The sequence below is a fragment of the Bradyrhizobium sp. USDA3010 genome (assembly GCF_056429065.1).
Genome location: NZ_JBWJZD010000002.1, coordinates 392,571 through 418,033 on the forward strand (window position 1 = coordinate 392,571; position 25,463 = coordinate 418,033).

The 25,463-nt window shown below is 64.7% G+C and carries 24 protein-coding genes and 1 pseudogene; 22 read left to right on the forward strand and 3 right to left on the reverse strand.

Annotation, left to right across the window (positions count from 1 at the left end; translation table 11 throughout):
- Nucleotides 1-2 precede the first annotated feature (2 nt).
- Nucleotides 3-821 carry an alpha/beta fold hydrolase gene (locus AC066Y_RS04925; RefSeq protein WP_478272891.1) on the forward strand — a complete coding sequence of 273 codons (819 nt, stop codon included), beginning with the start codon at nt 3-5 and terminating at the stop codon, nt 819-821.
- On the opposite strand, the pseudogene AC066Y_RS04930 reads toward AC066Y_RS04925, so the two are convergent.
- A pseudogene (locus AC066Y_RS04930) lies at nt 818-2,112 on the reverse strand (spinster family MFS transporter). The gene AC066Y_RS04925 and the pseudogene AC066Y_RS04930 sit on opposite strands and share 4 nt — an antisense overlap.
- A gap of 51 nt (nt 2,113-2,163) precedes the next feature.
- Entirely contained in the window at nt 2,164-3,354 is a 1,191-nt protein-coding gene (locus AC066Y_RS04935) for a Rieske 2Fe-2S domain-containing protein (RefSeq protein WP_478272892.1), read from the reverse strand.
- A gap of 132 nt (nt 3,355-3,486) precedes the next feature.
- Between AC066Y_RS04935 and AC066Y_RS04940 the strand changes: the two genes are divergently transcribed.
- The 20 genes from AC066Y_RS04940 (at nt 3,487) to AC066Y_RS05035 (ending at nt 22,223) form a co-directional block, all read left to right on the forward strand.
- A complete protein-coding gene (locus AC066Y_RS04940) occupies nt 3,487-4,002 on the forward strand; it encodes a MarR family winged helix-turn-helix transcriptional regulator (RefSeq protein WP_478272893.1) in 516 nt (171 codons plus the stop codon).
- Nucleotides 4,003-4,216: 214 nt separating this feature from the next.
- Nucleotides 4,217-4,582 (forward strand): NADH-quinone oxidoreductase subunit A, encoded by a 366-nt coding sequence (locus tag AC066Y_RS04945; RefSeq protein WP_018271860.1) that lies wholly within the window; start codon nt 4,217-4,219, stop codon nt 4,580-4,582.
- The gene (locus tag AC066Y_RS04950; RefSeq protein WP_050402390.1) at nt 4,573-5,163 is read left to right on the forward strand and encodes a NuoB/complex I 20 kDa subunit family protein; all 591 of its coding nucleotides are present in this window, start codon (nt 4,573-4,575) and stop codon (nt 5,161-5,163) included. The genes AC066Y_RS04945 and AC066Y_RS04950 overlap by 10 nt, the downstream gene beginning before the upstream one ends.
- A 10-nt stretch (nt 5,164-5,173) precedes the next feature.
- Nucleotides 5,174-5,791, forward strand: a complete 618-nt coding sequence (locus AC066Y_RS04955) for an NADH-quinone oxidoreductase subunit C (protein ID WP_092114646.1) — start codon at nt 5,174-5,176, stop codon at nt 5,789-5,791.
- A 2-nt stretch (nt 5,792-5,793) separates the two neighbouring features.
- Entirely contained in the window at nt 5,794-6,984 is a 1,191-nt protein-coding gene (locus AC066Y_RS04960; RefSeq protein ID WP_478272894.1) for an NADH-quinone oxidoreductase subunit D, read from the forward strand.
- Between the two features lie 43 nt (nt 6,985-7,027).
- The gene (gene nuoE, locus AC066Y_RS04965) at nt 7,028-7,639 is read left to right on the forward strand and encodes an NADH-quinone oxidoreductase subunit NuoE (RefSeq protein WP_029080758.1); all 612 of its coding nucleotides are present in this window, start codon (nt 7,028-7,030) and stop codon (nt 7,637-7,639) included.
- On the forward strand, nt 7,639-7,863 hold the full coding sequence (locus tag AC066Y_RS04970) for a hypothetical protein (RefSeq protein WP_478272895.1): 225 nt from the start codon (nt 7,639-7,641) through the stop codon (nt 7,861-7,863). The genes nuoE and AC066Y_RS04970 overlap by 1 nt, the downstream gene beginning before the upstream one ends.
- 19 nt (nt 7,864-7,882) lie before the next feature.
- The gene (nuoF, locus tag AC066Y_RS04975; RefSeq protein ID WP_223967242.1) at nt 7,883-9,208 is read left to right on the forward strand and encodes an NADH-quinone oxidoreductase subunit NuoF; all 1,326 of its coding nucleotides are present in this window, start codon (nt 7,883-7,885) and stop codon (nt 9,206-9,208) included.
- Between the two features lie 9 nt (nt 9,209-9,217).
- On the forward strand, nt 9,218-11,293 hold the full coding sequence (gene nuoG, locus AC066Y_RS04980; RefSeq protein WP_478272896.1) for an NADH-quinone oxidoreductase subunit NuoG: 2,076 nt from the start codon (nt 9,218-9,220) through the stop codon (nt 11,291-11,293).
- 10 nt (nt 11,294-11,303) lie between these two features.
- Complete coding sequence (gene nuoH / locus AC066Y_RS04985; protein WP_478272897.1) at nt 11,304-12,374, forward strand: NADH-quinone oxidoreductase subunit NuoH; 1,071 nt, start codon at nt 11,304-11,306, stop codon at nt 12,372-12,374.
- A 7-nt stretch (nt 12,375-12,381) separates the two neighbouring features.
- A complete protein-coding gene (nuoI, locus tag AC066Y_RS04990; protein WP_212314863.1) occupies nt 12,382-12,876 on the forward strand; it encodes an NADH-quinone oxidoreductase subunit NuoI in 495 nt (164 codons plus the stop codon).
- 9 nt (nt 12,877-12,885) lie between these two features.
- Nucleotides 12,886-13,524 carry an NADH-quinone oxidoreductase subunit J gene (locus AC066Y_RS04995; RefSeq protein ID WP_478272898.1) on the forward strand — a complete coding sequence of 213 codons (639 nt, stop codon included), beginning with the start codon at nt 12,886-12,888 and terminating at the stop codon, nt 13,522-13,524.
- Nucleotides 13,521-13,829: an NADH-quinone oxidoreductase subunit NuoK gene (gene nuoK, locus AC066Y_RS05000; RefSeq protein ID WP_027537255.1), complete on the forward strand. Its 309-nt coding sequence runs from the start codon at nt 13,521-13,523 to the stop codon at nt 13,827-13,829. Before AC066Y_RS04995 ends, nuoK begins: the two co-directional genes overlap by 4 nt.
- 7 nt (nt 13,830-13,836) lie before the next feature.
- Nucleotides 13,837-15,909, forward strand: a complete 2,073-nt coding sequence (nuoL, locus tag AC066Y_RS05005; protein ID WP_478272899.1) for an NADH-quinone oxidoreductase subunit L — start codon at nt 13,837-13,839, stop codon at nt 15,907-15,909.
- Nucleotides 15,910-17,424, forward strand: coding sequence for an NADH-quinone oxidoreductase subunit M (locus tag AC066Y_RS05010; RefSeq protein WP_478272900.1), 1,515 nt, complete (start codon nt 15,910-15,912; stop codon nt 17,422-17,424).
- Nucleotides 17,425-17,435: 11 nt separating this feature from the next.
- The gene (nuoN, locus tag AC066Y_RS05015) at nt 17,436-18,872 is read left to right on the forward strand and encodes an NADH-quinone oxidoreductase subunit NuoN (protein ID WP_478272901.1); all 1,437 of its coding nucleotides are present in this window, start codon (nt 17,436-17,438) and stop codon (nt 18,870-18,872) included.
- A gap of 145 nt (nt 18,873-19,017) precedes the next feature.
- Nucleotides 19,018-19,824, forward strand: coding sequence for a biotin--[acetyl-CoA-carboxylase] ligase (locus tag AC066Y_RS05020; protein ID WP_478272902.1), 807 nt, complete (start codon nt 19,018-19,020; stop codon nt 19,822-19,824).
- Complete coding sequence (locus tag AC066Y_RS05025; protein WP_478272903.1) at nt 19,824-21,494, forward strand: ribonuclease J; 1,671 nt, start codon at nt 19,824-19,826, stop codon at nt 21,492-21,494. The genes AC066Y_RS05020 and AC066Y_RS05025 overlap by 1 nt, the downstream gene beginning before the upstream one ends.
- A gap of 42 nt (nt 21,495-21,536) precedes the next feature.
- Nucleotides 21,537-21,941, forward strand: a complete 405-nt coding sequence (gene mce, locus AC066Y_RS05030; protein ID WP_478272904.1) for a methylmalonyl-CoA epimerase — start codon at nt 21,537-21,539, stop codon at nt 21,939-21,941.
- Between the two features lie 6 nt (nt 21,942-21,947).
- Entirely contained in the window at nt 21,948-22,223 is a 276-nt protein-coding gene (locus AC066Y_RS05035; RefSeq protein WP_478272905.1) for a DUF1467 family protein, read from the forward strand.
- Nucleotides 22,224-22,247: 24 nt separating this feature from the next.
- Here AC066Y_RS05035 and AC066Y_RS05040 read toward each other — a convergent pair whose 3' ends face one another.
- The gene (locus AC066Y_RS05040; protein ID WP_478272906.1) at nt 22,248-23,540 is read right to left on the reverse strand and encodes a hypothetical protein; all 1,293 of its coding nucleotides are present in this window, start codon (nt 23,538-23,540) and stop codon (nt 22,248-22,250) included.
- Between the two features lie 223 nt (nt 23,541-23,763).
- On the opposite strand from AC066Y_RS05040, the gene mtnK reads away from it, so the two are divergent.
- Nucleotides 23,764-25,068 (forward strand): S-methyl-5-thioribose kinase, encoded by a 1,305-nt coding sequence (mtnK, locus tag AC066Y_RS05045; RefSeq protein WP_478272907.1) that lies wholly within the window; start codon nt 23,764-23,766, stop codon nt 25,066-25,068.
- Nucleotides 25,069-25,463 lie beyond the last annotated feature (395 nt).

Genomic DNA, 25,463 nt, shown 5'->3' on the forward strand with positions numbered 1-25,463 from the left:
TCATGGCCAGCCAACCGCTTTATGCGACCGCGAGCGACGGCACAAAACTGTTCGTGCAGGATTGGGGCTCGGGCAAACCGGTGCTGCTGCTTGCCGCCTGGACGTTCAATTCCGGCGTCTGGGGCAGCCAGATCGTGGCGCTGAACGCCAAGGGTTTTCGTTGCGTCGCGCCGGATCGGCGCGGCCACGGCCGTTCCGACATGCCGATGACGGGATACGATCTCGACACGCTGACCGACGACGTCGCTGCCGTGATCGAGCAGCACGATCTCCACGACGTCACGATCGTCGCGCATTCGATGGGATCGATCGAGGCGGTGAACTATCTGGCGCGTCACGGCGCCGGTCGCGTAGCGCGGCTGGTCCTGGTGGCGCCGACCACACCGTCCATCGTCCAGACCGAGGACAATCCGATCGCGGTGCCGAGGGCGATGGTCGAGGCGCAGAATGCCGCGATCGCGCAGGACTTCCCGAGATGGATGGGCGAGAACGAGGCGCCGTTCTTCATGCCCGACACGCCCGAGGCGACGCGGGCCTGGATCAGGGAGATGATGCTGAGCGTGCCGCTACCGGTCGCGCTGGCCTGCCGCAAGACCATCTCCTTTGCCGACCTGCGCGCCGCGGCCAAAGGTATCGATCGCCCGACGCTGATCGTGCACGGCGACAAGGATGCCAGCGCGCCGCTCGAGCTGACCGGCGCGAAGACGGCGGCGCTGATCAAGGGCAGCAAACTCGCCGTCTATGAAGGCGCGCCGCACGCTCTGCCGCTCACGCACAGTGCGCGCCTGATGGCCGACCTGCTGGCCTTCATGGACGCTTAGCTGGCGCGCGCGATATCGGCATGGATCCAGCGCGCCGCCCAAACGAACAGCAGTGCGCCCAGCGTCGTCGTCACCGCGGCCGACAGCAGCGAGTAGCGAACCGCATCCGTACCGTACGCGCCGCCCTTCAGGGTGTCGTTGATCATGCCGACGGCGAGGGGGCCAACGCCCTGGCCGAAGCAGGTCGCGGTGAGCAGCACGATCGCCGAAGCCAGCGCCCGCATGCTGGGCTTTGCGACCGTCTGGGCGATCGCAAAGATCGGGCCGAGATGGAAGCCGACCATGAACGAGGTCAGCGCGAGCGTCGCGACCATCAGCGTGAAGCTTTGCGTCAGCATGACAATGCGAAGACGGGACCGGCGAGGCCGGACATGATCGCCGGCGCCCACAGCTTCCAGCGATCGTCGCGGCGGCCGATCTGCGCCACCACGAGGCCGCCGATCAGCGTGCCCGCCATGCCGGCGAGACCCTTGAAGGTGCCGGCATAGGTGCCGATCTCGGCGCTGGTCAGATGATGGATGCGCGCCAGGAACGGCGGGATCCACACCGCAGTGGCGTAGTTGGTGTAGGTCGTGAGGCAGAAGCCGACCAGCACGATGACGAAGCTCGGCTGCGAGATCAGGAAGCCCAGCGTCGGCCAGATCGGCTCGGCCTTGAAGGTCTCGGCCATCGCACCGCGCTTCGGCTCGGAGATCGTCAGCCACAGCACCCCGGCGAGCGCGATGCCGGGCAGGCCCGCGGTGAAGAAGGCCATCCGCCAGCCATAGTGCTGATTGACATAACCGCCGATGAAATAGCCGAGGAAGACGCCGAGATAGGTGCCGATCGCGTAGATGCCGAGCGCGCGCGGACGCTCGTTCTTGTCGAACAGATCGGCGATCATCGATTGCGAGGCTGGCGTGCCTGCGGACTCCCCGATGCCGACGCCGATCCGCGCCAGTGCCAGCGTCGCGACGCTGGAGGCCAGGCCGCAGAGATAGGTCATCGCGCTCCAGAACGCGAAGGCCAATGCTACGATGTTGCGGCGGTTGAGGCGATCGGCCATCCGCGCAATCGGAATGCCGAGCAGCGAGTAGAACAGCACGAAGCCGAACCCGGCCAGCAGGCCCATTGTGGTGTCGCTGAGCGCGAACTCCTTCTTGATTGGCTCGATCAGGACGTTGAAGATCGTGCGGTCGAGGAAGTTGAGGGCGTAGATGATGGTGAGCAGGCCGAGGACGTAATAGCGGCGGGCAGCAGGCCTGGCGCTGACTTGCGCCTGCGCAGCCGCCTGCGGTGCGACATCGACCATGACGTCCTCCCCCGATGATCTCTTGTCTTTTCTTGTTTGCCTGCGCGGGCCTTACGCCTCGCGGATGTAATTCCCTGCCTCGAATTCGACTGGCCCGGCACTGGCATCGAACGACACGCCGATTGGGTCGCGGCCGGCGGCCACGGCCTCGAGCTGGTCGGAAAGCATCCGGCGGATCATCAGGACGCCGCGGTCGCTCTGGCCGAAATGCTCTTCCGAATGAATCGTCACCGGCCCCTGGCCGACCTGGGCCTCGTAGTCGCCGGGGAATTGCTGGTGCTCCTGCTCCGTCATGTCCCACCAGAACTTGCCGTTGAACTTCGAGCGCATGCGGCCGATATCGCCTGACTGCTTGACGCGGCCGGCGACATAGATGCGGAACGAGGTGTCGTCGATCGGCAGGGTCCAGCCGATCGATTCGACGCGGACGAATTGCGCGACCCGCGGATTGGGCACGACGCGGAGCGTGGGGAGGGCGGCCTCGGTGACGCGATAGAATACCTTGCCGTCATCCTGCTGGCGGATCGAGCGCACCGCGACGCCGCGCGGTGACATCTCGAATGTCACCTCGGGCATCGAGGCCATCATGGTGGTGAATTGCGGTCCCGAGAACGAGCCGTGCAGCACCGGCACATGATAGGGGTCGGCGACGTTCTCGAAATGCTGTAGCCAGTTGCAGGGGATCACGGCTGGCCCGCCGCCGCCGATCGAGGAATCGTCGGCCTCGACGAATTCGCCATCGTCCATATTCTCCAGGCACTCGTAGCGCGGCAGCACCGGCTTCTTATCTGCCGAGCCCATATAGGCGAAGATCAGGCCGTAGCGTTCCTGCACCGGATACCAGGGCTGGCGCACCTTGTCCTTGAACAGGCCGCCTTCGGGCTCGCAAGGCTGTTCGAGGCAGCGGCCCTCGGTGTCGAACTTCCAGCCGTGGTAGCAGCAGCGGATGCCGTCTTCCTCGACCTTGCCGTAATAGAGTGTGGTGCCGCGATGGCAGCAGCGCGCATGCAAGAGGCCCACCCGGCCATGCCGGTCGCGGAAGAGGATCAGGTCTTCGCCGAGCGCACGGACTTTTCTGGGGATATCGGTGGCGTCGCCTACGAGCCCGATCGGGTGCCAGTAGCGGCGCAGCAGCTCACCCATCGGTGAGCCGCGGATGACCGAGGTGAGCTCGGCCCGGGTGGTGGACGGTTTCATCGCATAGGCCGTGCCGAGATCGCGGTCCCGCTGAGTGATGGTCATGCTGGTTTCCTCCGGCCGCCGGATTCTTGCCGGCGGTCGCTGTATCGTTGACGAAGTCAATGATAGATCGATGACAATGTCAACGATATCGATTAACTTGGCAGCGGCAGGCATTGTTGGCAGAGGTTGGCGATGACCGAGAAGCTCTGGACTGCGAGGGCCTTGCCGCCGGAAGCGGTGGTGGATGCCGAGCTGGCGCCGATCACCGCGATGATGTCGTCGCGGCTGATGGTGCTGGCGAATCTGCTCAGGCGCGGTGCGCTGCTGCGCTACAAGCGGCTGACCGGCCTGTCCTCGGTCGAGTTCGGCCTGGTTGCCTCGCTCGGCCGGCGGCCACCGATGAGCGTGGTGCGGCTTGCCGAAGCCGTCGGCATGGACAAGGGCCAGATCAGCCGGGCGCTCGCCGAGCTCGTCGCGCGCAAGCTGGTCGCCAAGGCCGCCAACCCGCGTGACAATCGGGAAACACTTGTCTCCCTCACCAAAGCGGGGCTCGCCGCCCATGACGCCATTGTGGCCGGGGCGCAGGAGCGAAACCGGCGCCTGCTGGAACAGCTTGGTCCACAGGATCTTGAGTTGCTGCTCGGACATCTCGACCGGCTGACGCTGACCGCCGCCGAGATGCTCGCTGCCGAGCGGGAGCTGGGCTGATATGGGGAGAGCGCAGGGCACCGGGTGGCCGGCGCAGCGTTGCCCATTGAGGCAGCGCATCCGCCCGATGAGGCCATCAGCCCGCGGCAAGGGGCGGTAAAAGCGTCAAAATAGCTTGTCTTGCGCCCCCTGTTGCGCTGCGCTAAAGCCTCAAGAACAATTCCAATCAACGAATCTGCGGCACGTCCGAAACCGCAGCAAGAAGGCCTCGCCGATGACCGGCATCCTGCAGAATTATCTCCCACTTGTGGTCTTTATCGGGGTCGCGAGCCTGATCGGGCTGGCTCTCCTGATCGCGCCGTTCCTGGTCGCGTTCCAGTCGCCGGATCCGGAAAAGCTGTCCGCTTATGAATGCGGATTCAACGCTTTTGACGACGCCCGCATGAAGTTCGACGTCCGCTTCTATCTGGTGGCGATCCTCTTCATCATCTTCGATCTCGAAGTGGCGTTTCTGTTCCCGTGGGCCGTGGCGTTCGGAAAACTGGGCGCGACCGGCTTCTGGTCGATGATGGTGTTCCTGGCCGTACTGACGGTCGGGTTCGCGTATGAATGGAAGAAAGGCGCGCTCGAATGGGATTGAGCCCCACCGCCGCATCCTCGCAGCCGGCGATTGCGCAAGCTCCGAGAGGCATTCTCGATCCGTCGACCGGCAAGCCGGTCGGCGCCAATGATCCGTTTTTTCTCGAGGTCAATCACGAGCTGTCCGACAAGGGTTTCTTCGTCGCTGCAGCCGACGACCTCATCACCTGGGCGCGGACCGGCTCCCTGATGTGGATGACGTTCGGTCTCGCCTGCTGCGCGGTCGAGATGATGCAGGTCTCGATGCCGCGCTACGACGTCGAGCGCTTCGGCTTTGCGCCGCGCGCCTCGCCGCGGCAGTCCGACGTGATGATCGTTGCGGGCACCCTGACCAACAAGATGGCACCCGCGCTGCGCAAGGTCTACGACCAGATGCCGGAGCCGCGCTACGTCATCTCGATGGGCTCCTGCGCCAACGGCGGCGGCTACTACCACTATTCGTACTCGGTGGTGCGTGGTTGCGACCGCATCGTGCCGATCGACATCTATGTGCCGGGCTGTCCGCCCACGGCGGAAGCGCTGCTCTACGGCGTGCTGCTGCTGCAGAAGAAGATTCGCCGTATCGGCACTATCGAACGCTAAGGTTTCAGGCATGGACGACGGCAAGCTCGACGCCCTTGGGCAGACGATCGTGAGCGCGCTTCCGGGCGCCGCCACGGCGCACTCGGTCGCGTTCAATCAACTCACTATCGACGTCGAGATTGGCAGAATCGTGGACGTCGTCACTTTTCTGCGTGACGATCCGAACTGCCGCTTCGTCAACTTCACCGACGCGACCGCGGTCGACTATCCGAGCCGCGAAAAGCGCTTCGATGTCGTCTATCATCTGCTGTCGCCGACGCTGAACACACGCATCCGAGTACGCGGCCAGGCCGACGAGACCACGCAGGTGCCGTCGATCATCGGCGTCTTCCCCGGCGCCGACTGGTTCGAGCGCGAGACCTACGATCTCTACGGCGTGATCTTCATCGGCCACCCCGACATGCGCCGCCTGCTGACGGATTACGGCTTCGACGGCCATCCGCTGCGCAAGGATTTCCCGCTGACCGGCTTCGTCGAGGTTCGCTACGACGACCAGGAGAAGCGGGTGCTGTACGAGCCGGTCCGGCTCAACCAGGAATTCCGCAAGTTCGATTTCCTGTCTCCGTGGGAAGGGGCCGATTACCCCTTGCCGGGTGACGAAAAGGCGAAGGCGGAACCGAAGGCCTGATCATGAACGAACAGAATCTTCGCAATTTCACCATCAACTTTGGGCCGCAGCATCCGGCCGCCCACGGCGTGCTTCGTTTGGTGCTCGAATTGGATGGCGAAGTCGTCGAGCGCGTCGATCCGCATATCGGCCTGCTTCACCGCGGCACCGAGAAGCTGATCGAGCACAAGACCTACCTGCAGGCGATCCCGTATTTCGACCGGCTCGACTACGTCGCGCCGATGAACCAGGAGCATGCGTTCTGCCTCGCGGCGGAAAAGCTGCTCGGCATCACGGTGCCGCGCCGCGGCCAGCTGATCCGGGTGCTGTATAGTGAGATCGGCCGCATTCTGTCGCATCTGCTCAACGTCACCACTCAGGCGATGGACGTCGGCGCGCTCACCCCGCCGCTGTGGGGCTTCGAAGAGCGCGAGAAGCTGATGGTGTTCTACGAGCGCGCCTCGGGCTCGCGCATGCACGCGGCGTTCTTCCGGGTCGGCGGCGTGCACCAGGATCTGCCGCCGAAGCTGATCGACGATATTGAGGCGTGGTGCGATCCGTTCCTCAAGGTCGTCGACGACCTCGACACGCTGTTGACCGGCAACCGCATCTTCAAGCAGCGCAACGTCGACATCGGCGTGGTGCCGCTGAAGGAGGCCTGGGAGTGGGGCTTCTCCGGCGTGATGGTGCGCGGCTCGGGCGCGGCCTGGGACCTGCGCAAGTCGCAGCCCTACGAGTGCTACGCCGAGATGGATTTCGACATTCCGATCGGCAAGAACGGCGACTGCTACGACCGCTACCTGATCCGCATGGAAGAGATGCGCCAGTCGGTGCGTATCATGAAGCAGTGCATCCAGAAGCTGAAGGCTGCGGACGGGCAAGGCCCGGTCGTGGTCGAGGACAACAAGATCGCGCCGCCGCGCCGGGGCGAGATGAAGCGCTCGATGGAAGCGCTGATCCATCACTTCAAGCTCTACACCGAGGGCGTGCACGTGCCGGCCGGCGAAGTCTACGCCGCGGTCGAGGCGCCGAAGGGCGAGTTCGGCGTCTATCTCGTCGCCGACGGCACCAACAAGCCCTACAAGTGCAAGATCCGCGCGCCGGGCTTCGCCCATCTGCAGGCGATGGATCACATCTGCAAGGGCCATCTGCTGGCCGACGTTTCCGCCATCCTTGGCTCGCTGGACATCGTGTTCGGCGAGGTCGACCGGTGATGATGTCCGCATCCGCACCGCGCGCTAATTGAGAGTTTGATCGATGTCCGTCCGCCGCCTTGCCCCGAAGGAATTGCAGCCCGCGAGCTTCACGTTCACGGACGAGAATCTCGCCTGGGCCAAGAAGCAGATCGAGAAATATCCGCCGGGCCGTCAGGCTTCGGCTGCGATCGCGATTCTGTGGCGTGTGCAGGAGCAGCATGACGGTTGGGTCTCGGAAGCGGCGATCCGCGCCGTCGCCGACCTGCTCGAGATGCCGCATATCCGCATGCTGGAGATCGCGACCTTCTACACCATGTTCCAGCTCTCACCGGTCGGCAAGAAGGCGCACGTCCAGGTCTGCGGCACCACGCCGTGCCGGCTGCGCGGCGCTGCCGACCTGATCGAGGTGTGCCAGCATCGCATCCATCACGATCCCTTTCAGCTGTCGAAGGACGGCAACTTCTCGTGGGAAGAGGTCGAGTGCCTAGGGGCCTGCGTGAACGCGCCGATGGTGCTGATCTGGAAGGACACCTATGAGGACCTGACCAAGGAAAGCTTCGGCAAGGTGCTCGACGGCTTTGCCGCCGGCAATCCGCCGAAGCCGGGCCCGCAGGTCGACCGTCAGTTCTCGGCGCCCGCAGGCGGGCCGACGACGCTGAAGGAAACCACCTGATGGGGGGCCTTCAGGTGCAGGCAAACGGGCAGGAAGACAAGGTGGGAAGGGGCGCTGCGATGAAGGCCTGGCGCACGATCGCCCTGCATGCCGCCGTCGCGGCCGGCTTCATGTTCCTGCTGCAACGCTACGGGCTGAGCGCGACGCTGGAATCCAGCCTGTTGTGGGCCATCGTGTTCGGTGGCTGCGCTGCCGGGCTCGCTTATTCGCAAGCTAATCGGTGATGTTCGGAAAGTTTTGAGCATGCTCGACGACAAGGACCGCATCTTCAAGAACCTCTACGGCCTCCATGATTGGGGCCTCGAGGGCGCGCGCCGCAGAGGCGCCTGGGATGGCACCAAGGGAATCATCGACAAGGGCCGCGACTGGATCATCAACGAGATGAAGGCCTCGGGCCTGCGCGGCCGCGGCGGTGCGGGCTTCCCGACCGGCATGAAGTGGTCCTTCATGCCGAAGGAGTCCAAGGACGGCCGTCCGAGCTATCTCGTCGTCAATGCGGACGAGTCGGAGCCCGGCACCTGCAAGGACCGCGAGATCATGCGGCACGATCCGCATCTCCTGGTCGAAGGCTGCCTGCTCGCGAGCTTCGCGATGGGCGCACATGCCTGCTACATCTACATCCGCGGCGAGTTCATCCGCGAACGCGAGCGGCTGCAGGCTGCGATCGACCAGGCCTATGAGGCCAAGCTGGTCGGCAAGGACAACATCAACGGCTGGCCATTCGACATCTATGTCGCGCACGGCGCTGGCGCCTATATCTGCGGCGAAGAAACCGCGCTGCTCGAGAGCCTCGAGGGCAAGAAGGGCCAGCCGCGGCTGAAGCCGCCGTTCCCGGCCAATGTCGGCCTCTATGGCTGCCCGACCACCGTCAACAACGTCGAGTCGATTGCGGTCGCGCCCGACATCCTGCGCCGCGGCGCCGCCTGGTTCGCCGCCATCGGCCGGCCGAACAATGTCGGCACCAAGCTGTTCTGCATCTCCGGTCACGTCGAGCGGCCCTGCAACGTCGAAGAGGCGATGGGCATTCCGTTCCGCGAGCTGATCGAGAAGCATTGCGGCGGCATTCGCGGCGGCTGGGACAACCTGAAGGCCGTGATCCCCGGCGGCTCGTCGGTGCGCATGGTTCCGGCCGACCAGATCATCGACACGCCGATGGATTTCGACAGTTTGAGCAAGCTGCGCTCGGGTCTCGGCACCGCGGCCGTGATCGTGATGGACAAGTCGACCGACCTGATCCGGGCGATCGCGCGCATCTCGTATTTCTACAAGCATGAGAGCTGCGGCCAGTGCACGCCGTGCCGCGAGGGCACCGGCTGGATGTGGCGCGTCTTGACCCGCATGGCCGACGGCCGCGCCCACAAGCGCGAGATCGACATGCTGCTCGAAGTCACCAAGCAGGTCGAGGGCCACACCATCTGCGCGCTCGGCGACGCCGCGGCGTGGCCGATCCAGGGTCTGATTGCGCACTTCCGTCACGAGATAGAAGAGCGCATCGATCAGTATTCGCACAAGGCCGATCTCGACGATCAGGGCGTTCGTGATCCCGTCCACATGGTCGCGGCGGAGTAGAGAAGAGACATGAGCAAGATCATCGTCGATGGCAAAGAGATCGATGTGCCGCCGGAGTACACGCTGTTGCAGGCGTGCGAGGAGGCCGGCGCCGAGATTCCGCGCTTCTGCTATCACGAGCGGCTGTCGATCGCCGGCAATTGCCGGATGTGCCTGGTCGAGGTGAAGGGCGGCCCGAAGCCGGTCGCAAGCTGCGCCTGGGCCGTGCGTGACTGCCGTCCGGGTCCCAAGGGTGAGCCGCCGGAAATCTCGACCCGTTCGCCGATGGTCAAGAAGGCGCGCGAAGGCGTGATGGAATTCCTGCTGATCAACCATCCGCTGGACTGCCCGATCTGCGACCAGGGCGGCGAGTGCGATCTGCAGGACCAGGCGATGGGCTACGGCGTCGACACCAGCCGTTTCGCCGAGAACAAGCGCGCGGTCGAGGACAAGTATCTCGGCGCGCTGGTCAAGACCTCGATGAACCGCTGCATCCAGTGCACGCGCTGCGTCCGCTTCTCCGCCGAAGTCTGCGGCGCGCCGGAAATGGGCGCGACCGGTCGCGGCGAGGACATGGAGATCACCACCTATCTCGAGCAGGCGCTAAGCTCCGAATTGCAGGGCAATCTCGTCGACATCTGCCCGGTCGGTGCGCTGACGTCGAAGCCCTATGCTTTTGCGGCGCGCCCCTGGGAGCTCGGCAAGACGCAGTCGGTCGACGTCATGGACGGCGTCGGCTCCGCGATCCGGGTCGACACCCGCGGCCGCGAGGTGATGCGCATCCTGCCGCGCATCAACGAGGCGGTGAACGAGGAGTGGATCTCAGACAAGACCCGCCACGTCGTCGACGGCCTGCGCACGCAGCGCCTCGACCGTCCGTATGTGCGCGAGAACGGCCAGCTCAAGCCGGCGACCTGGCAGGAAGCCTTTGCCGCCATCGCCGCCAAGGTCGGCCGGACCGACGGCAAGCGAATCGGCGCGATCGCGGGCGATCTCGCCGCGGTCGATGATATGTATGCGCTGAAGGAGCTGCTCGCGAAGTTCGGCTCGGTCAACCTGGCAGTGCAGGGCGGCGACGCGTTCGACGCCAAGGCCGGCCGCGGCTCCTACATCTTCAACCCGACCATTGCCGGCATCGACCAGGCCGACGCGATCCTGATCATCGGCTCGCATCCGCGCAAGGAGGCGGCGGTGCTGAACGCGCGGATCCGCAAGCGCTGGCGCACCGGCGGGCTCAAGGTCGGCATGATCGGCGCCAAGGCCGATTTCACCTACGACCACGACTATCTCGGTGCGGGCACCGACACGCTGGCCGATCTCGTGGCCGGCAAGCACTCCTTTGCCGACGTGCTGAAGAACGCCAAGAACCCGATCATCCTGGTTGGCCCCGGCGCCTACACCAGGCATGACGGCGCGGCGGTGCTGGCGCAGGCGGCCAAGCTTGCCATCGATGTCGGTGCGCTGAAGGACGGCTGGAACGGCTTCGCCGTGCTGCAGGACACCGCCTCGCGCGCCGGCGCGCTCGATATCGGCTTCTCGCCTTCGGCCGGTGGCCTGACCACGGCGCAGATGACGACCTTCGGCACACTCGACGTGCTGTTCCTGCTCGGTGCCGATGAGATCAAGGCGCCGGATGGCACCTTCGTGGTTTATATCGGCACCCATGGTGACCAGGGCGCGCACCGCGCCGACGTCATCCTGCCGGGCGCCGCCTATACCGAGAAGTCCGGCATCTACGTCAACACCGAGGGCCGGGCGCAGATCGCCAACCGTGCCGCGTTCCCGCCGGGTGAAGCCCGCGAAGACTGGGCGATCATCCGCGCGCTGTCCGACGTGCTGGGCAAGAAGCTGCCGTTCGACTCGCTGCAGGCGCTGCGGCAGGCGATGTTCAAGACCTACCCGCATCTGATGCGGCTCGACCAGATCGAGGCCGGCAAGGCCGACGACGTCAAGGCGCTGGCCGGCAAGGGCGGCAGCGTCGACAAGGTGGCATTCAAGCCGACCGTCGAGGATTTCTATCTGACCAACCCGATCGCGCGGGCCTCTGCCGTGATGGCGGAATGCTCGCGGCTGGCGTCGGGCCGAATGCTGACGGCAGCGGAGTGAGCGTGACCTGATGGCTGAATTCTTCGCAAGCGCGTTCTGGACCGGCTTCCTCTGGCCGCTGATCATCATGGTCGCGGAAAGCCTGTTGCTGCTCGTCGTGCTGCTGATCGCGATTGCCTACATCCTGCTCGCCGACCGCAAGATCTGGGCGGCGGTGCAGATCCGCCGCGGCCCCAACGTGGTCGGCCCGTTCGGATTGCTGCAATCCTTCGCCGACCTGCTGAAATTCGTGCTGAAGGAGCCGGTGATTCCGTCCGGCTCCAACAAGGGCGTGTTCCTGCTGGCGCCGCTGGTCTCGTGCATCCTGGCGCTGGCCGCCTGGGCCGTGATCCCGTTCAATCTCGGCTGGGTGATTTCCGACATCAATGTCGGCGTTCTCTACATCTTCGCGATCTCGTCCTTGTCGATCTACGGCATCATCATGGCCGGCTGGTCGTCGAACTCGAAGTACCCGTTCCTGGCCGCGCTGCGCTCGGCGGCGCAGATGGTGTCCTATGAAGTCTCGATCGGCTTCGTCATCATCACCGTGTTGCTCTGCGTCGGCTCGCTGAACCTGTCGGCGGTGGTCGAGGCGCAGAACTCGCGCGGGCTCGCGCACCTGATCGGCCTGCCGCAGCTCACCATCCTGAACTGGTATGTGTGGCCGCTGTTCCCGATGTTCGTGGTGTTCTACGTCTCGGCGCTGGCGGAGACCAACCGTCCGCCGTTCGACCTGGTCGAAGCGGAGTCCGAGCTCGTCGCCGGCTTCATGACCGAATACGGCTCGACCCCGTATCTCCTGTTCATGCTCGGCGAGTATGTCGCGATCACCACGATGTGCGCGCTGGCCTCGATCCTGTTCCTGGGCGGCTGGCTGCCGCCGGTCAACCTGCCGCCGTTCACCTGGGTTCCGGGCATCGTCTGGTTCGCCCTGAAGGTGTTCTTCATGTTCTTCATGTTCGCGATGGCGAAGGCGATCGTGCCGCGCTACCGCTACGATCAACTGATGCGGCTCGGCTGGAAGGTTTTCCTGCCGCTGTCGCTGGCGATGGTGGTGATCGTGGCCGGTGTGCTGCAGTTCGCCGGCATCGCGCCGAAGTGAGGTCGTCATGAGTGTCAACGTCAACGCAACAGCTCGCTCGCTTCTGCTCTCGGAATTCGTCTCGGCGTTCGTTCTCGCCATGCGGTATTTCTTCAAGCCGAAGCCGACGCTGAACTATCCCTTCGAGAAGGGGCCGATCTCGCCGCGGTTCCGTGGCGAGCACGCGCTGCGCCGCTATCCGAACGGCGAGGAGCGCTGCATCGCCTGCAAGCTGTGCGAGGCGATCTGTCCGGCGCAGGCGATCACGATCGAGGCCGGCCCGCGCCGCAACGACGGCACCCGCCGCACGGTGCGCTACGACATCGACATGGTGAAGTGCATCTATTGCGGCCTGTGCCAGGAGGCATGCCCGGTGGACGCCATCGTCGAGGGACCGAATTTCGAATTCGCGACCGAGACCCGCGAGGAACTCTACTATGACAAGGCGAAGCTGCTCGCCAATGGCGACCGCTGGGAGCGCGAGCTTGCGAAGTCGATCGCGCTCGACGCGCCGTACCGGTGAGGTGAGGGCATGATCCTTCCGGCGCTGTTCTTCTATCTGTTTGCCGCGGCCTGCGTGGCCTCGGCGGTCATGGTGATTGTCTCGCGCAATCCCGTGCACTCGGTGCTGTATCTGATCCTGGCGTTCGTCAACGCCTCGGGCCTGTTCATCCTGATGGGCGCCGAGTTCCTCGGCATGATGCTGATCGTGGTCTATGTCGGCGCCGTCGCGGTGCTGTTCCTGTTCGTGATCATGATGCTCGACGTCGACTTCGTCGAACTGCGCGAGGGCTTCATGCAGTACCTGCCGGTCGGCATCGTGATCGGCGGCATCTTCCTGTTCGAGCTGCTGCTGGTGGTCGGCGCCTGGGTGATCAACCCGTCCGTGACCAAAACGATCACGGCGGCTATCCCGACCAATGTCAGCAACACCGAGGCGCTCGGCCTCGTGCTCTACACGAAGTACATCCATTACTTTCAGCTCGCCGGCATGGTGCTCCTGGTCGCGATGATCGGTGCCATCGTGCTGACGCTGCGCCACAAGGCGAACGTCAAGCGGCAGAACATCAACGTGCAGAATGCGCGCACGCCCGACATGGCGATGGCGATGCGCAAGGTGGCGTCGGGGCAGGGCCTGCAGGATGCGGACGCGGCGGAGTGGGTGAAATGACGATCGGGCTGGGGCACTATCTGGCGGTCGGCGCGATCCTGTTCACGCTCGGGATCCTCGGCATCTTCCTTAACCGCAAGAACATCATCGTCATCCTGATGTCGATCGAGCTGATCCTGCTCTCGGTCAACATCAACCTGGTGGCGTTCTCGACCTTTCTCGGCGACATCGTCGGCCAGGTGTTCGCGCTGCTGGTGCTGACGGTGGCCGCCGCCGAGGCCGCGATCGGCCTTGCCGTGCTGGTGGTGTATTTCCGCAACCGCGGTTCGATCGCGGTTGAAGACGTCAATCTGATGAAGGGCTAATCCGGCGATGATACAGGCAATCGTATTTCTGCCTCTGCTGGGAGCCATTCTCGCGGGGATCATCTCGCTGGTCGGCGCGCATGCGCGCTGCCCAAGCGGCGACACCGTCGACCATCACGACGACGCGCATGGCGACGCCCATGCCTCAGCGGCGCACGATGATCACAGCCATGACGACCATGGTCACGATGACCACCACGTCGCCGAGCCGGCGGCGGCCGGATCGCGGCTAGCCGAGCTGATCACGACGGGCCTCTTGTTCGTCTCGGCAGCGCTGTCGTGGTTCGCGCTGGTTGACGTCGGCTTCATGCACCATGACGCCCGCGTCCAGCTGCTGCCGTTCATCACGTCCGGCGATTTGCAGGTGGCCTGGTCGCTGCGGGTCGACACCCTGACGGCGGTGATGCTGGTCGTGGTCAACACCGTGTCCGCGCTGGTCCACCTCTATTCCATCGGATACATGGATGAGGATCCGTACCGGCCGCGCTTCTTCGGCTACCTCTCGCTGTTCACCTTCGCGATGCTGATGCTGGTGACGTCGGACAACCTCGTGCAGCTGTTTTTCGGCTGGGAGGGCGTCGGTCTCGCAAGCTACCTGCTGATCGGCTTCTGGTACCAGAAGCCGTCGGCCAATGCCGCGGCGATCAAGGCCTTCGTGGTCAACCGGGTCGGCGACTTCGGCTTCGCGCTCGGCATCTTCGCGATTTTCGCGCTGGTCGGCTCGACCGATTTCGAGACCATCTTCCACGCCGCGCCGGGGTTGACCGGCAAGACCACCGACTTCTTCGGCTGGCAGGTGAATGCGCTGACGCTGACCTGCCTGCTGCTGTTCATGGGCGCGATGGGCAAGTCGGCCCAGTTCCTGCTGCACACCTGGTTGCCGGACGCGATGGAAGGCCCGACCCCGGTGTCGGCGCTGATCCACGCCGCGACCATGGTCACCGCCGGCGTCTTCATGGTGGCGCGGCTGTCGCCGCTGTTCGAGCTGTCGCCGACCGCGCAGGCGGTGGTGATGTTCTTCGGTGCGACCACGGCGTTCTTCGCCGCCACGATCGGCCTCGTGCAGAACGACATCAAGCGCATCGTCGCCTACTCGACCTGTTCGCAGCTCGGCTACATGTTCGTGGCGATGGGAGCGGGGGCCTATTCGGTCGGCATGTTCCATCTGTTCACGCACGCCTTCTTCAAGGCGCTGCTGTTCTTGGGCTCGGGCTCCGTGATCTACGCGATGCACCACGAGCAGGACATCCGCAACATGGGCGGCCTGTGGCGCAAGATCCCGTACACCTTCGCGGTGATGTGCATCGGCACCCTGGCGCTGACCGGCTTCCCGCTGTTTGCCGGCTACTTCTCCAAGGACGCGATCATCGAGGCGGCCTACGCCGCGCACAACCCGTTCGCGACCTACGCCTATCTCTTGACGATCGTGGCTGCTGGCCTGACCTCGTTCTACTCCTGGCGTCTGATCTTCAAGACGTTCTTCGGCGAGCCGCACGACCAGAAGCACTATGAGGCCGCGCATGAGAGCCCGGTGTGGATGCTGGTGCCGATCGGCGTGCTCGCCGCCGGCTCGATCCTGGCGGGTCTGCCGTTCAAGGAAGTGTTCGCCAGCCCGCACGGCGTCGAGGAGTTCTTCCGCGAATCCGTGAAGATGAACCCGCACATCCTCGAGGATATGGAGCACATGCCGAGCTGGCTCGCGCCGCTGCCCACCGTGATGATGGCGCTCGGCCTGTTCGTCTCGTACCTGTTCTACATCCGCAGGCCGTATCTGCCGGTCGAACTCGCGAACCAGCAGCCGATGCTGTACCAGTTCCTGCTCAACAAATGGTACTTCGACGAGCTGTACGACTGGATCTTCGTGCGCCCGGCGAAGTGGCTCGGCTATACGCTGTGGAAGAAGGGCGACGGCTTCGTCATCGACGGCTTCGGTCCGGACGGCGTCTCGGCCCGCGTGCTCGACGTCACCCGCAACGTCGTGAAATTGCAGACCGGCTACCTCTATCACTACGCCTTCGCGATGCTGATCGGGGCCGCCGGATTGATCACCTGGTTCATGTTCGGCTTGGGAGGCCAGTAAATGACAACCTGGCCCATCCTTTCCGTGACGACCTTCCTGCCGGTGGTCGGCGCGATCCTGGTCTACCTGCTGGCGCGGGGCGGCGACGAGGCCGCCAGCCGCACGGCGCGCTGGATCGCGCTGTGGACCACGTTGATCACCTTCGCGGTGTCGCTGATCCTGGTCGCACGCTTCGATCCCGCGCAGACCGACTTCCAGTTCGTCGAGAAGACGTCCTGGCTCGCCACCGGCATCACCTATCACATGGGCATCGACGGCATCTCGCTGCCGCTGATCATCCTGACCACCGCGATCATGCCGCTCTGCATCATCGCGAGCTGGAAGTCGGTGACGCAGCGCGTCAGCGAGTACATGATGGCGTTCCTGATCCTGGAAACGCTGATGGTCGGCACCTTCTCGGCGCTCGACCTCGTGCTGTTCTATCTGTTCTTCGAGGGCGGCCTGATCCCGATGTTCCTGATCATCGGCGTCTGGGGCGGTCCGCGCCGGGTCTACGCCTCGTTCAAGTTCTTCCTCTATACATTCCTCGGCTCGGTGCTGATGCTGCTCGCCATCATGGCGCTGTACTGGAACGCCGGCACCACCGACATCCCGACCCTGATGCACACCGCGGTGCCGCGCTCGATGCAGACCTGGGCGTGGCTCGCCTTCTTCGCCTCGTTCGCGGTGAAAATGCCGATGTGGCCGGTGCACACCTGGCTGCCTGACGCGCATGTCGAGGCGCCGACGGCGGGCTCGGTGATCCTGGCCGCGATCCTGCTGAAGATGGGCGGCTACGGCTTCCTGCGCTTCTCGCTGCCGATGTTCCCGCTGGCCTCGCACGACTTCGCGCCGTTCGTGTTCACGCTTTCCGTCATCGCCATCATCTACACATCGCTGGTGGCGATGATGCAGGAGGACATGAAGAAGCTGATCGCGTACTCGTCCGTCGCGCATATGGGCTTCGTCACCATGGGTATCTTCGCGGTGACCACGCAGGGCGTCGCCGGCGGCATGTTCCAGATGATCTCGCACGGCATCGTCTCCGGCGCGCTGTTCCTCTGCGTCGGCATCGTCTACGACCGCATGCACACCCGCGAGATCGCGGCCTATGGCGGCCTCGTCAACCGGATGCCGCTCTATGCGATGACCTTCATGGTCTTCACAATGGCCAATGTCGGTCTGCCGGGCACGAGCGGCTTCGTCGGTGAATTCATGACGCTGCTCGGCACCTTCAAGATCTCGCTGCCGACGGCGTTCTTTGCCACCACGGGCGTGATCCTGTCGGCCTGCTACGCGCTCTGGCTCTACCGCAAGGTGGTGTTCGGCGCGCTGGTCAAGCCGTCGCTGATGTCGATCAAGGATCTGACCTTCCGCGAATGCGTGACGCTGTTCCCGCTGATCGCGCTGACCATCCTGTTCGGCGTCTATCCGAAGCCGGTGCTCGACATGTCTGCCGCCTCGGTCCAGCAGCTCGTCAACAATTACAACACCGCCGTGACTGCCGTGAAGGCAGCCGCGCTGGTTACGCAGTAAGGCCTTAGCCCATGAGCTTTTCCAGTGCAGGTTATCAGTTGCAGCCGGTGCTGCCGGAGCTGGTGCTCGCGGTCGGCGCCATGGCTCTGTTGATGATCGGAGCCTATCGCGGGCAGGGGACGACCCGGCTGATCACCGCGCTCGCGGTGTGCCTGCTGGTGCTGACCGGCGTGCTGGAGCTCTGGCTGCCGGCCGGCAAGCTCGTCACCTTCGGCGGCAGCTTCATCGTCGACGACTTCGCCCGCTTCCTGAAGATCCTCGCTTTGATCGCCTCGGCGGCAACGTTGATCCTGTCGACCGAGTACCTGTCCCAGCCATCGACCCGCAATTTCGAGTTCTCGATCCTGGTGCTGCTGTCGACGCTCGGCATGATGGTGCTGATCTCGGCCGGCGACCTGATTTCGCTCTATCTCGGCCTCGAGCTGATGAGCCTTGCGCTTTACGTCGTTGCCGCCAGCCAGCGCGACAATGCCAAGTCGAGCGAGGCCGGCCTGAAGTATTTCGTGCTCGGCGCGCTGTCGTCGGGCATGCTGCTCTACGGCGCCTCGCTGATCTACGGCTTCACAGGCACCGTCAGCTTCGCCGGCATCGCGGCGGCCGCGACCACCGGCAGTATCGGCATCGTGTTCGGCCTGGTGTTTCTGCTCGCCGGCCTCTGCTTCAAGGTCTCGGCGGTGCCGTTCCATATGTGGACGCCCGACGTCTACGAGGGCGCGCCGACGCCGGTGACGGCGTTCTTCGCCTCCGCCCCGAAGGTCGCCGCGCTCGCCGTGTTCACTCGTGCGACGCTGACCGCCTTCCCGGGCATCGTCACCCAGTGGCAGCAGATCCTGGTGTTCGTGGCGATCGCCTCGATGGCGCTGGGCTCGTTCGCCGCGATCGGCCAGTCCAACATCAAGCGGCTGATGGCCTATTCCTCGATCGGCCATATGGGCTTTGCGCTGGTCGGCCTCGCCGCCGGCACGGTCGAGGGAGCGCAGGGCGTCTTGATCTACATCGCGATCTATGTCGCGATGACGCTCGGCACCTTCTCGATCATCCTTGCCATGAAGCGCAACGGCCAGGCGCTGGAGCAGATCAGTGATTTCGCCGGCCTGTCCCGCACCAACCCGCTGATCGCCTTCGTCTTCGCGATGTTGCTGTTCTCACTGGCTGGCGTGCCGCCGCTCGCCGGCTTCTTCGGCAAATGGTACGTGTTCGTCGCCGCGATCAAGGCCAACCTGTTCACGCTCGCGGTGATCGGCGTGCTCACCAGCGTGGTGGGCGCGTTCTATTATCTGTCGATCGTCAAGGTGATGTATTTCGACCAGCCGCTCGGCAAGCTCGACCCTGTCCGCGTCGAGCTGCGCACCGTGCTGGCGGTCGCAGGCATCTTCAATATCTTCTTCTTCGCCTATCCGGGACCGCTGGTGAGCGTGGCCACGGCGGCGGCGAAGTCGCTGTTCTAAAGCGTTTTCGAGCGAAGTGGACACCGGTTCGCGTGAAGAAAACGCGTCAAAGAAACAACTCAGGGCCGCGTCGCGCGGTCCTGACGCACATGATCCCGAAAACAGGACGCTGGCTTTCGGATCTGATCATGCGCATAACCTCACTATGACCTTCACGCTCGGACCCCGGGCCATTGCGGCGGGCTATAAGCTCGCCGCCTTCGATCAGATCGGCTCGACCAATGCCGAGGCGATGCTGCGCGCGCGCGATGGCGAGCGCGGGCCGATGTGGTTCGTGACGCCGGAGCAGACCGCTGGCCGCGGACGCCGTCAGCGGGTCTGGGTCGCACCGCGCGGCAATCTGGCCAGCAGCATTCTCGAGGTGACCGACGTTCAGCCGGCGGTTGCCGCGACGCTCGGCTTTGCCGCTGGGCTGTCGCTCGAAGCCGCGTTGCGGAAGGTCAGCATCGAGGCGGCGCTGCGGCTCGGGCCGGACAGCCCGAAATTCACCCTGAAATGGCCGAACGACGTGCTGGCCAACGGCAAGAAGCTCTCGGGCATCCTGCTGGAGGCCGAGGCGATCGGCGACCGGCTTGCAGTCGTCGTCGGCATCGGCACCAACGTCGTTGCGGCGCCCGAGGGCACGCCGACGCCTGCGGTATCGCTTGCTGCGCTCGGCATCCAGATCGGTGCGGAAGAGCTGTTTTTGGCATTGTCGGATGCTTGGGTCGAGTTTCGCGGCATCTGGGACGATGGCCGCGGCTTTCCGGAGATCCGCAGGCTGTGGCTGGAGCGCGCAGCCGGCCTCGGCGACAGAGTCGCGGTCCAGACCGGCACGACGACCGTTGAAGGTACCTTTGACACCATCGACGACACCGGCTGCCTGATCGTCCGCACCGCGGCCGGGCAGCGCTTGCCCGTCACGGCCGGCGAGGTCTATTTCGGCACCGCAGCCACAGTGAGGACCAACTGATGGCGCGACCTGACGAGCTTACCTTTGCACCGCTCGGCGGTGTCGGCGAGATCGGCATGAATTTGTCGATCTATGGGCTTGGCAACCGCCACCAGCGCTCGTTTCTCGCGGTCGATCTCGGCGTCTCCTTCGGCGACGAGGAGCATTTGCCGGGTATCGACTTGATCATGCCGGATGTGCGTTTTCTCGAGAAGGAGCGCAACAATCTGATGGGCTTGGTGCTGACGCACGCCCATGAGGACCATTTCGGCGCGATCATCGATCTCTGGCCGAAGCTCGGCTGCAAGATCTACGCGACGCAGTTCAGCGCGGCGCTGTTCGAGGCCAAATGCGCCGCCGAGCGCAATCCGCCCAAGATCCCGATCACGGTGATCCCGTCGGGCGGGCGGGTCGACATCGGTCCGTTCAATGTCGAGTTCATCCCGGTCGCGCATTCGATTCCGGAATCGCACGCGCTGGCGATCAAGACTGATGTCGGCACCGTGCTGCATACCGGCGACTGGAAGATCGATCCGACCCCGATCATCGGCCTGCCGACCGACGAGCGGCGGCTGCGCGAGCTCGGTGACGAAGGGGTGCTGGCGCTGGTCGGCGATTCCACCAACGCGGTGCGTGACGGGCGCTCGCCCTCGGAGACCGAGGTTGCCGCCACCATCAAGAAGCTCGTCAAGGCAGCCAAGGGCCGGGTCGCGGTCACGACTTTCGCCTCCAATGTCGCCCGCGTGAGGGCGGTGGCGGACGCCGCGAACGCCGCCGATCGCGAGGTCGTCGTGGTCGGCCGCGCCATGGAGCGTGTGGTGCAGGTCGCGCGCGAATGCGGCTATCTCGACGGCTCGCACAAGTTCCGCAGCACCGACTATTACGGCCATTTCCCGCCCGACAAGGTGCTGGCGCTGTGCACAGGCAGCCAAGGCGAACCCCGCGCCGCGCTGGCGCGGATCGCCAACAACGACCACCCGCAGGTGACCCTGAACAGGGGCGACACCGTGATCTTCTCCTCCCGCACCATTCCCGGCAACGAGAAGGCGGTCGGCGGCATCATCAACGGGCTGGTGACGCAGGGCGTCGAAATCATCACCGACCGCGAGCATCTGGTGCACGTCTCCGGCCATCCGCGCCGCGACGAGCTGCGCGACATGATCTCCTGGGTGCGGCCGCAGCTCCTGATCCCCGTGCATGGCGAGGCGCTGCATCTCGCCGAGCACGCCAAGTTGGCGCGCGCCGCGGGTGTCCCGAAGGTCCTGACCTGCCGCAACGGCCACCTCGTCAAGCTCGGGCCCGGCGATCCCGGCATCGTCGGCGAAGTGCCGTCGGGGCGACTCTACAAGGACGGAACCATCCTTGAGGATTCCAAGTCGCGCGCCGTGGTCGAGCGGCGGCGGATGGGTTTTGCCGGCTGCGCCTTCGTCGCCGTCGCCATGACCGCGCAGGGCGAGATGGTCGACGATCCCGAGGTTGATCTCGTCGGCATGCCGGAGAAAAACGCCGCGGGCGAATTGTTCGACGACATCGTGTTCGATGTCGTGGTATCGACGATCGAGGGCCTGCCCCGGCCGCGGCGCCGCGATCCGGACGCACTCGGGGAATCGGTGCGCCGTGCGGTGCGGGCCGCGCTGAACGAGCAGTGGGGCAAGAAGCCGATCTGCGTCGTGCACGTTCTGACGGTCTGACACACGCCTTTAAGGCGTGCGCAACGACAAAGGGAGAGAGATATGCTGGGCCGCCTCAATCACGTCGCCATCGCGGTCAAGGACGCCAAGCAGGCCGCCAAGATCTACGGCACGGCCTTCAATGCCGAGATTTCCGATGCGGTGCCGCTGCCGGAGCATGGCGTCACCACCGTGTTCGTGACGCTCCCCAACACCAAGATCGAGTTCATCGAGCCGCTCGGCGAGGCCTCGCCGATCGCGAAGTTCGTCGAGCGCAACGCCGACGGCGGCATCCACCATGTCTGCTACGACGTGCCCGACATCATCGCGGCCCGCGACCGCATGATCGCCGAGGGCGCGCGGGTGCTGGGCGACGGCCAGCCGAAGATCGGCGCGCACGGCAAGCCGGTGCTGTTCTTCCACCCCAAGGACTTTTCCGGCGCCTTGGTCGAGATCGAACAGGCCTGAGCCCACATGGCGTACCAGATCTCCACCGGGCTTGCGATCTACTTCGTCCTTTGGTGGCTCGTGCTGTTCCTGACGCTGCCGTTCGGGATACGCAGCCAGCATGAGGACGGCGTCGGCGCGCCCGGCACCGATCCCGGCGCGCCGATCCTGGCGCGGATGAGCAGCAAGCTGCTGTGGACCACGCTGATCTCGGCCGTGATCTTCGCGATTGCGATGTGGGCCTATTATGCCGGATATCTCTCGATCGAGCGGCTGTCGAAGCTGATGGGGATGCCGTTCTAGCGCACTGGGCTCGTGACGGCGCGGTTAGGTTTGCTCCGGCCGAAACCATTCGGGTGAAGGGCCCGAGATTGCCTCGACCTCGGGCACGAAGCTGCGATCAAGCGCTGCGACGAGCGTTGCCAGATTGTCGACGATTTGCGTCCACCGCTCGGCGCTGCCGATCGAAAACTGGCTCGGCAACTCGATCCCTCTCACTTCGCCGCGGACCGCGTGGCGCGAGGCGTGGAGCGGCAGCGTGGCCTTGAAGCCATGTCCGTTCACCATGCCGATCACCTGCATGAAGGCCGTGACCGAACTGTTCCAACTGCCGACATCGACCTGGAGCCTGACAGTGAGATTGCCCGGCGTGCGCCGCTGCAGCCTAAATGATCCACTCTCGCCGCCGCGGCAATCGTAGCCGAGCGGTGCGAAGGCCCGAACCAGATCGGGCTTCTTGGGGCCGGCGCTCGGGCCCCCGTCGGGGGGTGTCGCAGCCGCGCTCCCGACCTGATCCGGCAGATCGTGCGGAAGGGTGTCGAGCAGTTCGGTCATCCTCGCCCGACAACCACGCACGACCGTGCGGATGGCGTCGTCCATGTCCGGAGTCAAGCCGCCGGGGGACACGGCAGCCGCCGTGGCGGCGGGTGTCGCGACCATTGGCACTTGGATTGTCTTTCGGACCTTGCCGCAGGCTGACAGCAGGGTTACGACATCGGCCGGCGTCGCCGGCAATTTCTTCGCCTGCGGATCGGCTTCGACAATGCGCAGCGCGGCGAGCGACCGCTGCCGCCCGTTCACCCACCACTTGTCGTGCACGCTGATGCCGGGCGAGGTCGGGTGCCCTGCGCCGATGTCGACGCCGGCGCGCATCAGGCCCCGGAGCGTCTGAAGGTCAGGCTGAGCGGGCAATTGCGGACCGTCGGAAAAGCCGGGCACCGAGAAATGCAGGTCGATGGCGTGGCATGGAAATGACTTCGGAACGCCCCGTGCGATCTCCTTGAGGATCGCGAAGTCGATCGCCTCGACGGCGCCGGTTTCGGTCACGTTCGACAGCACCCGCGCTTCCGCCTTACTAGGGCCAACCGAGCCGGTCGTCCGCACGAAGCGCTCCAATTCCGGCCAGCGCTTGACCACCCTGGCGATACTGGAAATGCGCTTCGTCCCCGCGATCGCTCGCACGGCGGCGATCTCGGCGGTGAGCGGGGGATCGGACAGCCTGAGACGTACCGTCGGCTCGCCCAACCCGGCGGCAAGGAAGCCTGCGTGGACTTGCTCGGCCATATCGACGAGCGGGTCCTTGCGGCTGGCCGCGAATACCGAGAATACGGCGACGAGCATCGCGTCCTCCACTCGGAAGTACATCGTACGTTCTGAAACAACGCCGGCCGGATGGGGTCTGATCGATCCGTGGCTTTAGGGACTTCGTCTGGAGCATTGCGGCGCGTCCCGTCGCCTGCGATTGTGGGCGTCGAACCGGACCGTCAGCCCTTGCGGCAGCGTGCCCGGAATAGCACAACGAGCGGCCAATGGCTCGGGCTCAAGTATTGGGGAGGCGACCACGATGAAGCTGCAGGCACAGCCGGGCTCCGCCCAGAGCGCCTATCGAATCCTGCGGGAGGCCGATCTGCGCGACTATCTCGCGAGCCTTCCCGCCATCGTCACCCAACTCGGCGGAGCGCCGGCCGACTGGTCGATCAACGAGGTCGGTGACGGCAATCTCAACCTCGTCTTCATCGTCAAGGGCAACAGCGGCGGCATCGCCGTCAAGCAAGCGCTGCCTTACGTGCGGTTGGTCGGCGAGAGCTGGCCGCTGCCGTTGTCGCGGGCGCATTACGAGCATCTGGCGCTGGTGCATCAGGCGCGGCTGGCGCCAAAACTCGTGCCGGCGGTGCTGCATCATGACGCGCCGCTTGCGCTCACCGCGATGCAATTGCTTGAGCCGCACATCATCATGCGCAAGGGCTTAATTGCGGCCACGCGTTATCCGCGCTTTGTCGAGGATATCTCGACCTTCCTGGCGCAGACGCTGTTCTTCACGTCCGATCTGGCGCTGTCGGCCGCGGAAAAGAAGCAGGGGATCGCCGATTTCGCCGGCAACCACGCGCTCTGCAAGATCACCGAGGACCTGATCTTCACCGACCCCTATCGCATCGCCGAGCAGAACCGCTGGACCGCGCCATATCTCGACGCGACGGCTGAGGCGTTCCGCGAGGATCTCGAACTGCATGTCGCGATTAGCAGGCTCAAGCTGAAATTCATGGCGAGCCCGGAGGCGTTGCTGCACGGCGACCTGCACACCGGTTCGATCATGGTGACCGACGGCGAGACCAAGGTGATCGATCCCGAATTCGCCTTCTACGGTCCGATGGGCTTCGACATCGGCGCCGTCATCGGCAATCTCCTGATGGCCTATCTGGCCTCCGCCGGCCATGAGCGCACGCCGGGCGAGCGCGCGTCATTCGAGGCCTGGCTCCTGGAAACCATCGAGGGCGCCTGGAGCGAATTTTCGCGCAAGTTTCTCGCGCTGTGGCGCAGCGAGGCTGATGGCGACGGCTATCCGGTGTCGCTGTTCGCGGGCGAGGCCGGCGCGGCGCGGCTGGAGGCCGAACGGCAGGCCTACATGGCGCGGCTGTTCCAGGACACGGTCGGCTTTGCCGCGGCCAAGACCATCCGGCGCATCCTTGGCCTCGCGCACAACATCGATTTCGAATGGATCGCGGACGAGAAGCAGCGCGCGATCTGCGAGGCACGGGCCCTCAAGCTCGCGCGCAACATGATGCTGGAGGCGGCGTCCTACACGACGATCGGGACGGTCACCTACGCGGCGCGCGAGCTGCGCCACTGGCAGCCGGATTTTGCGAGATAACCAGGAGCATCGATCGTCGTGTGCGGCAAGTCGAATTCGCATCCACGAGGATGGGCAAGGAACGTTCGGCGAGCCGTTCCGCGGAGCATGAGAGGTTATCCCAGGCGGTCGCGGTGTTCGTTGGTACGACCTTTGTCACCCCTCGAAGCCTGCCGCTGAGGAACTAAGATCGAGCCGCAGCGGCATGGACTAGCTTTCGGCCGGACGCACGAAACAGAGAATGCCGGCCTCAGGCGTGAAACAGACCACGGCGCGGTTCGTCGGGTTGTCGGTTCTATCGATGATCCTGTTCGGTGGGACCCGCAGCCAGAATGGCGCCGACAACTTCCAGCGACCATCGATTAGGACTTCGTAGCCGTCTCGGTCCTGTCGGAACTCTACCGTCCGGCAATCCG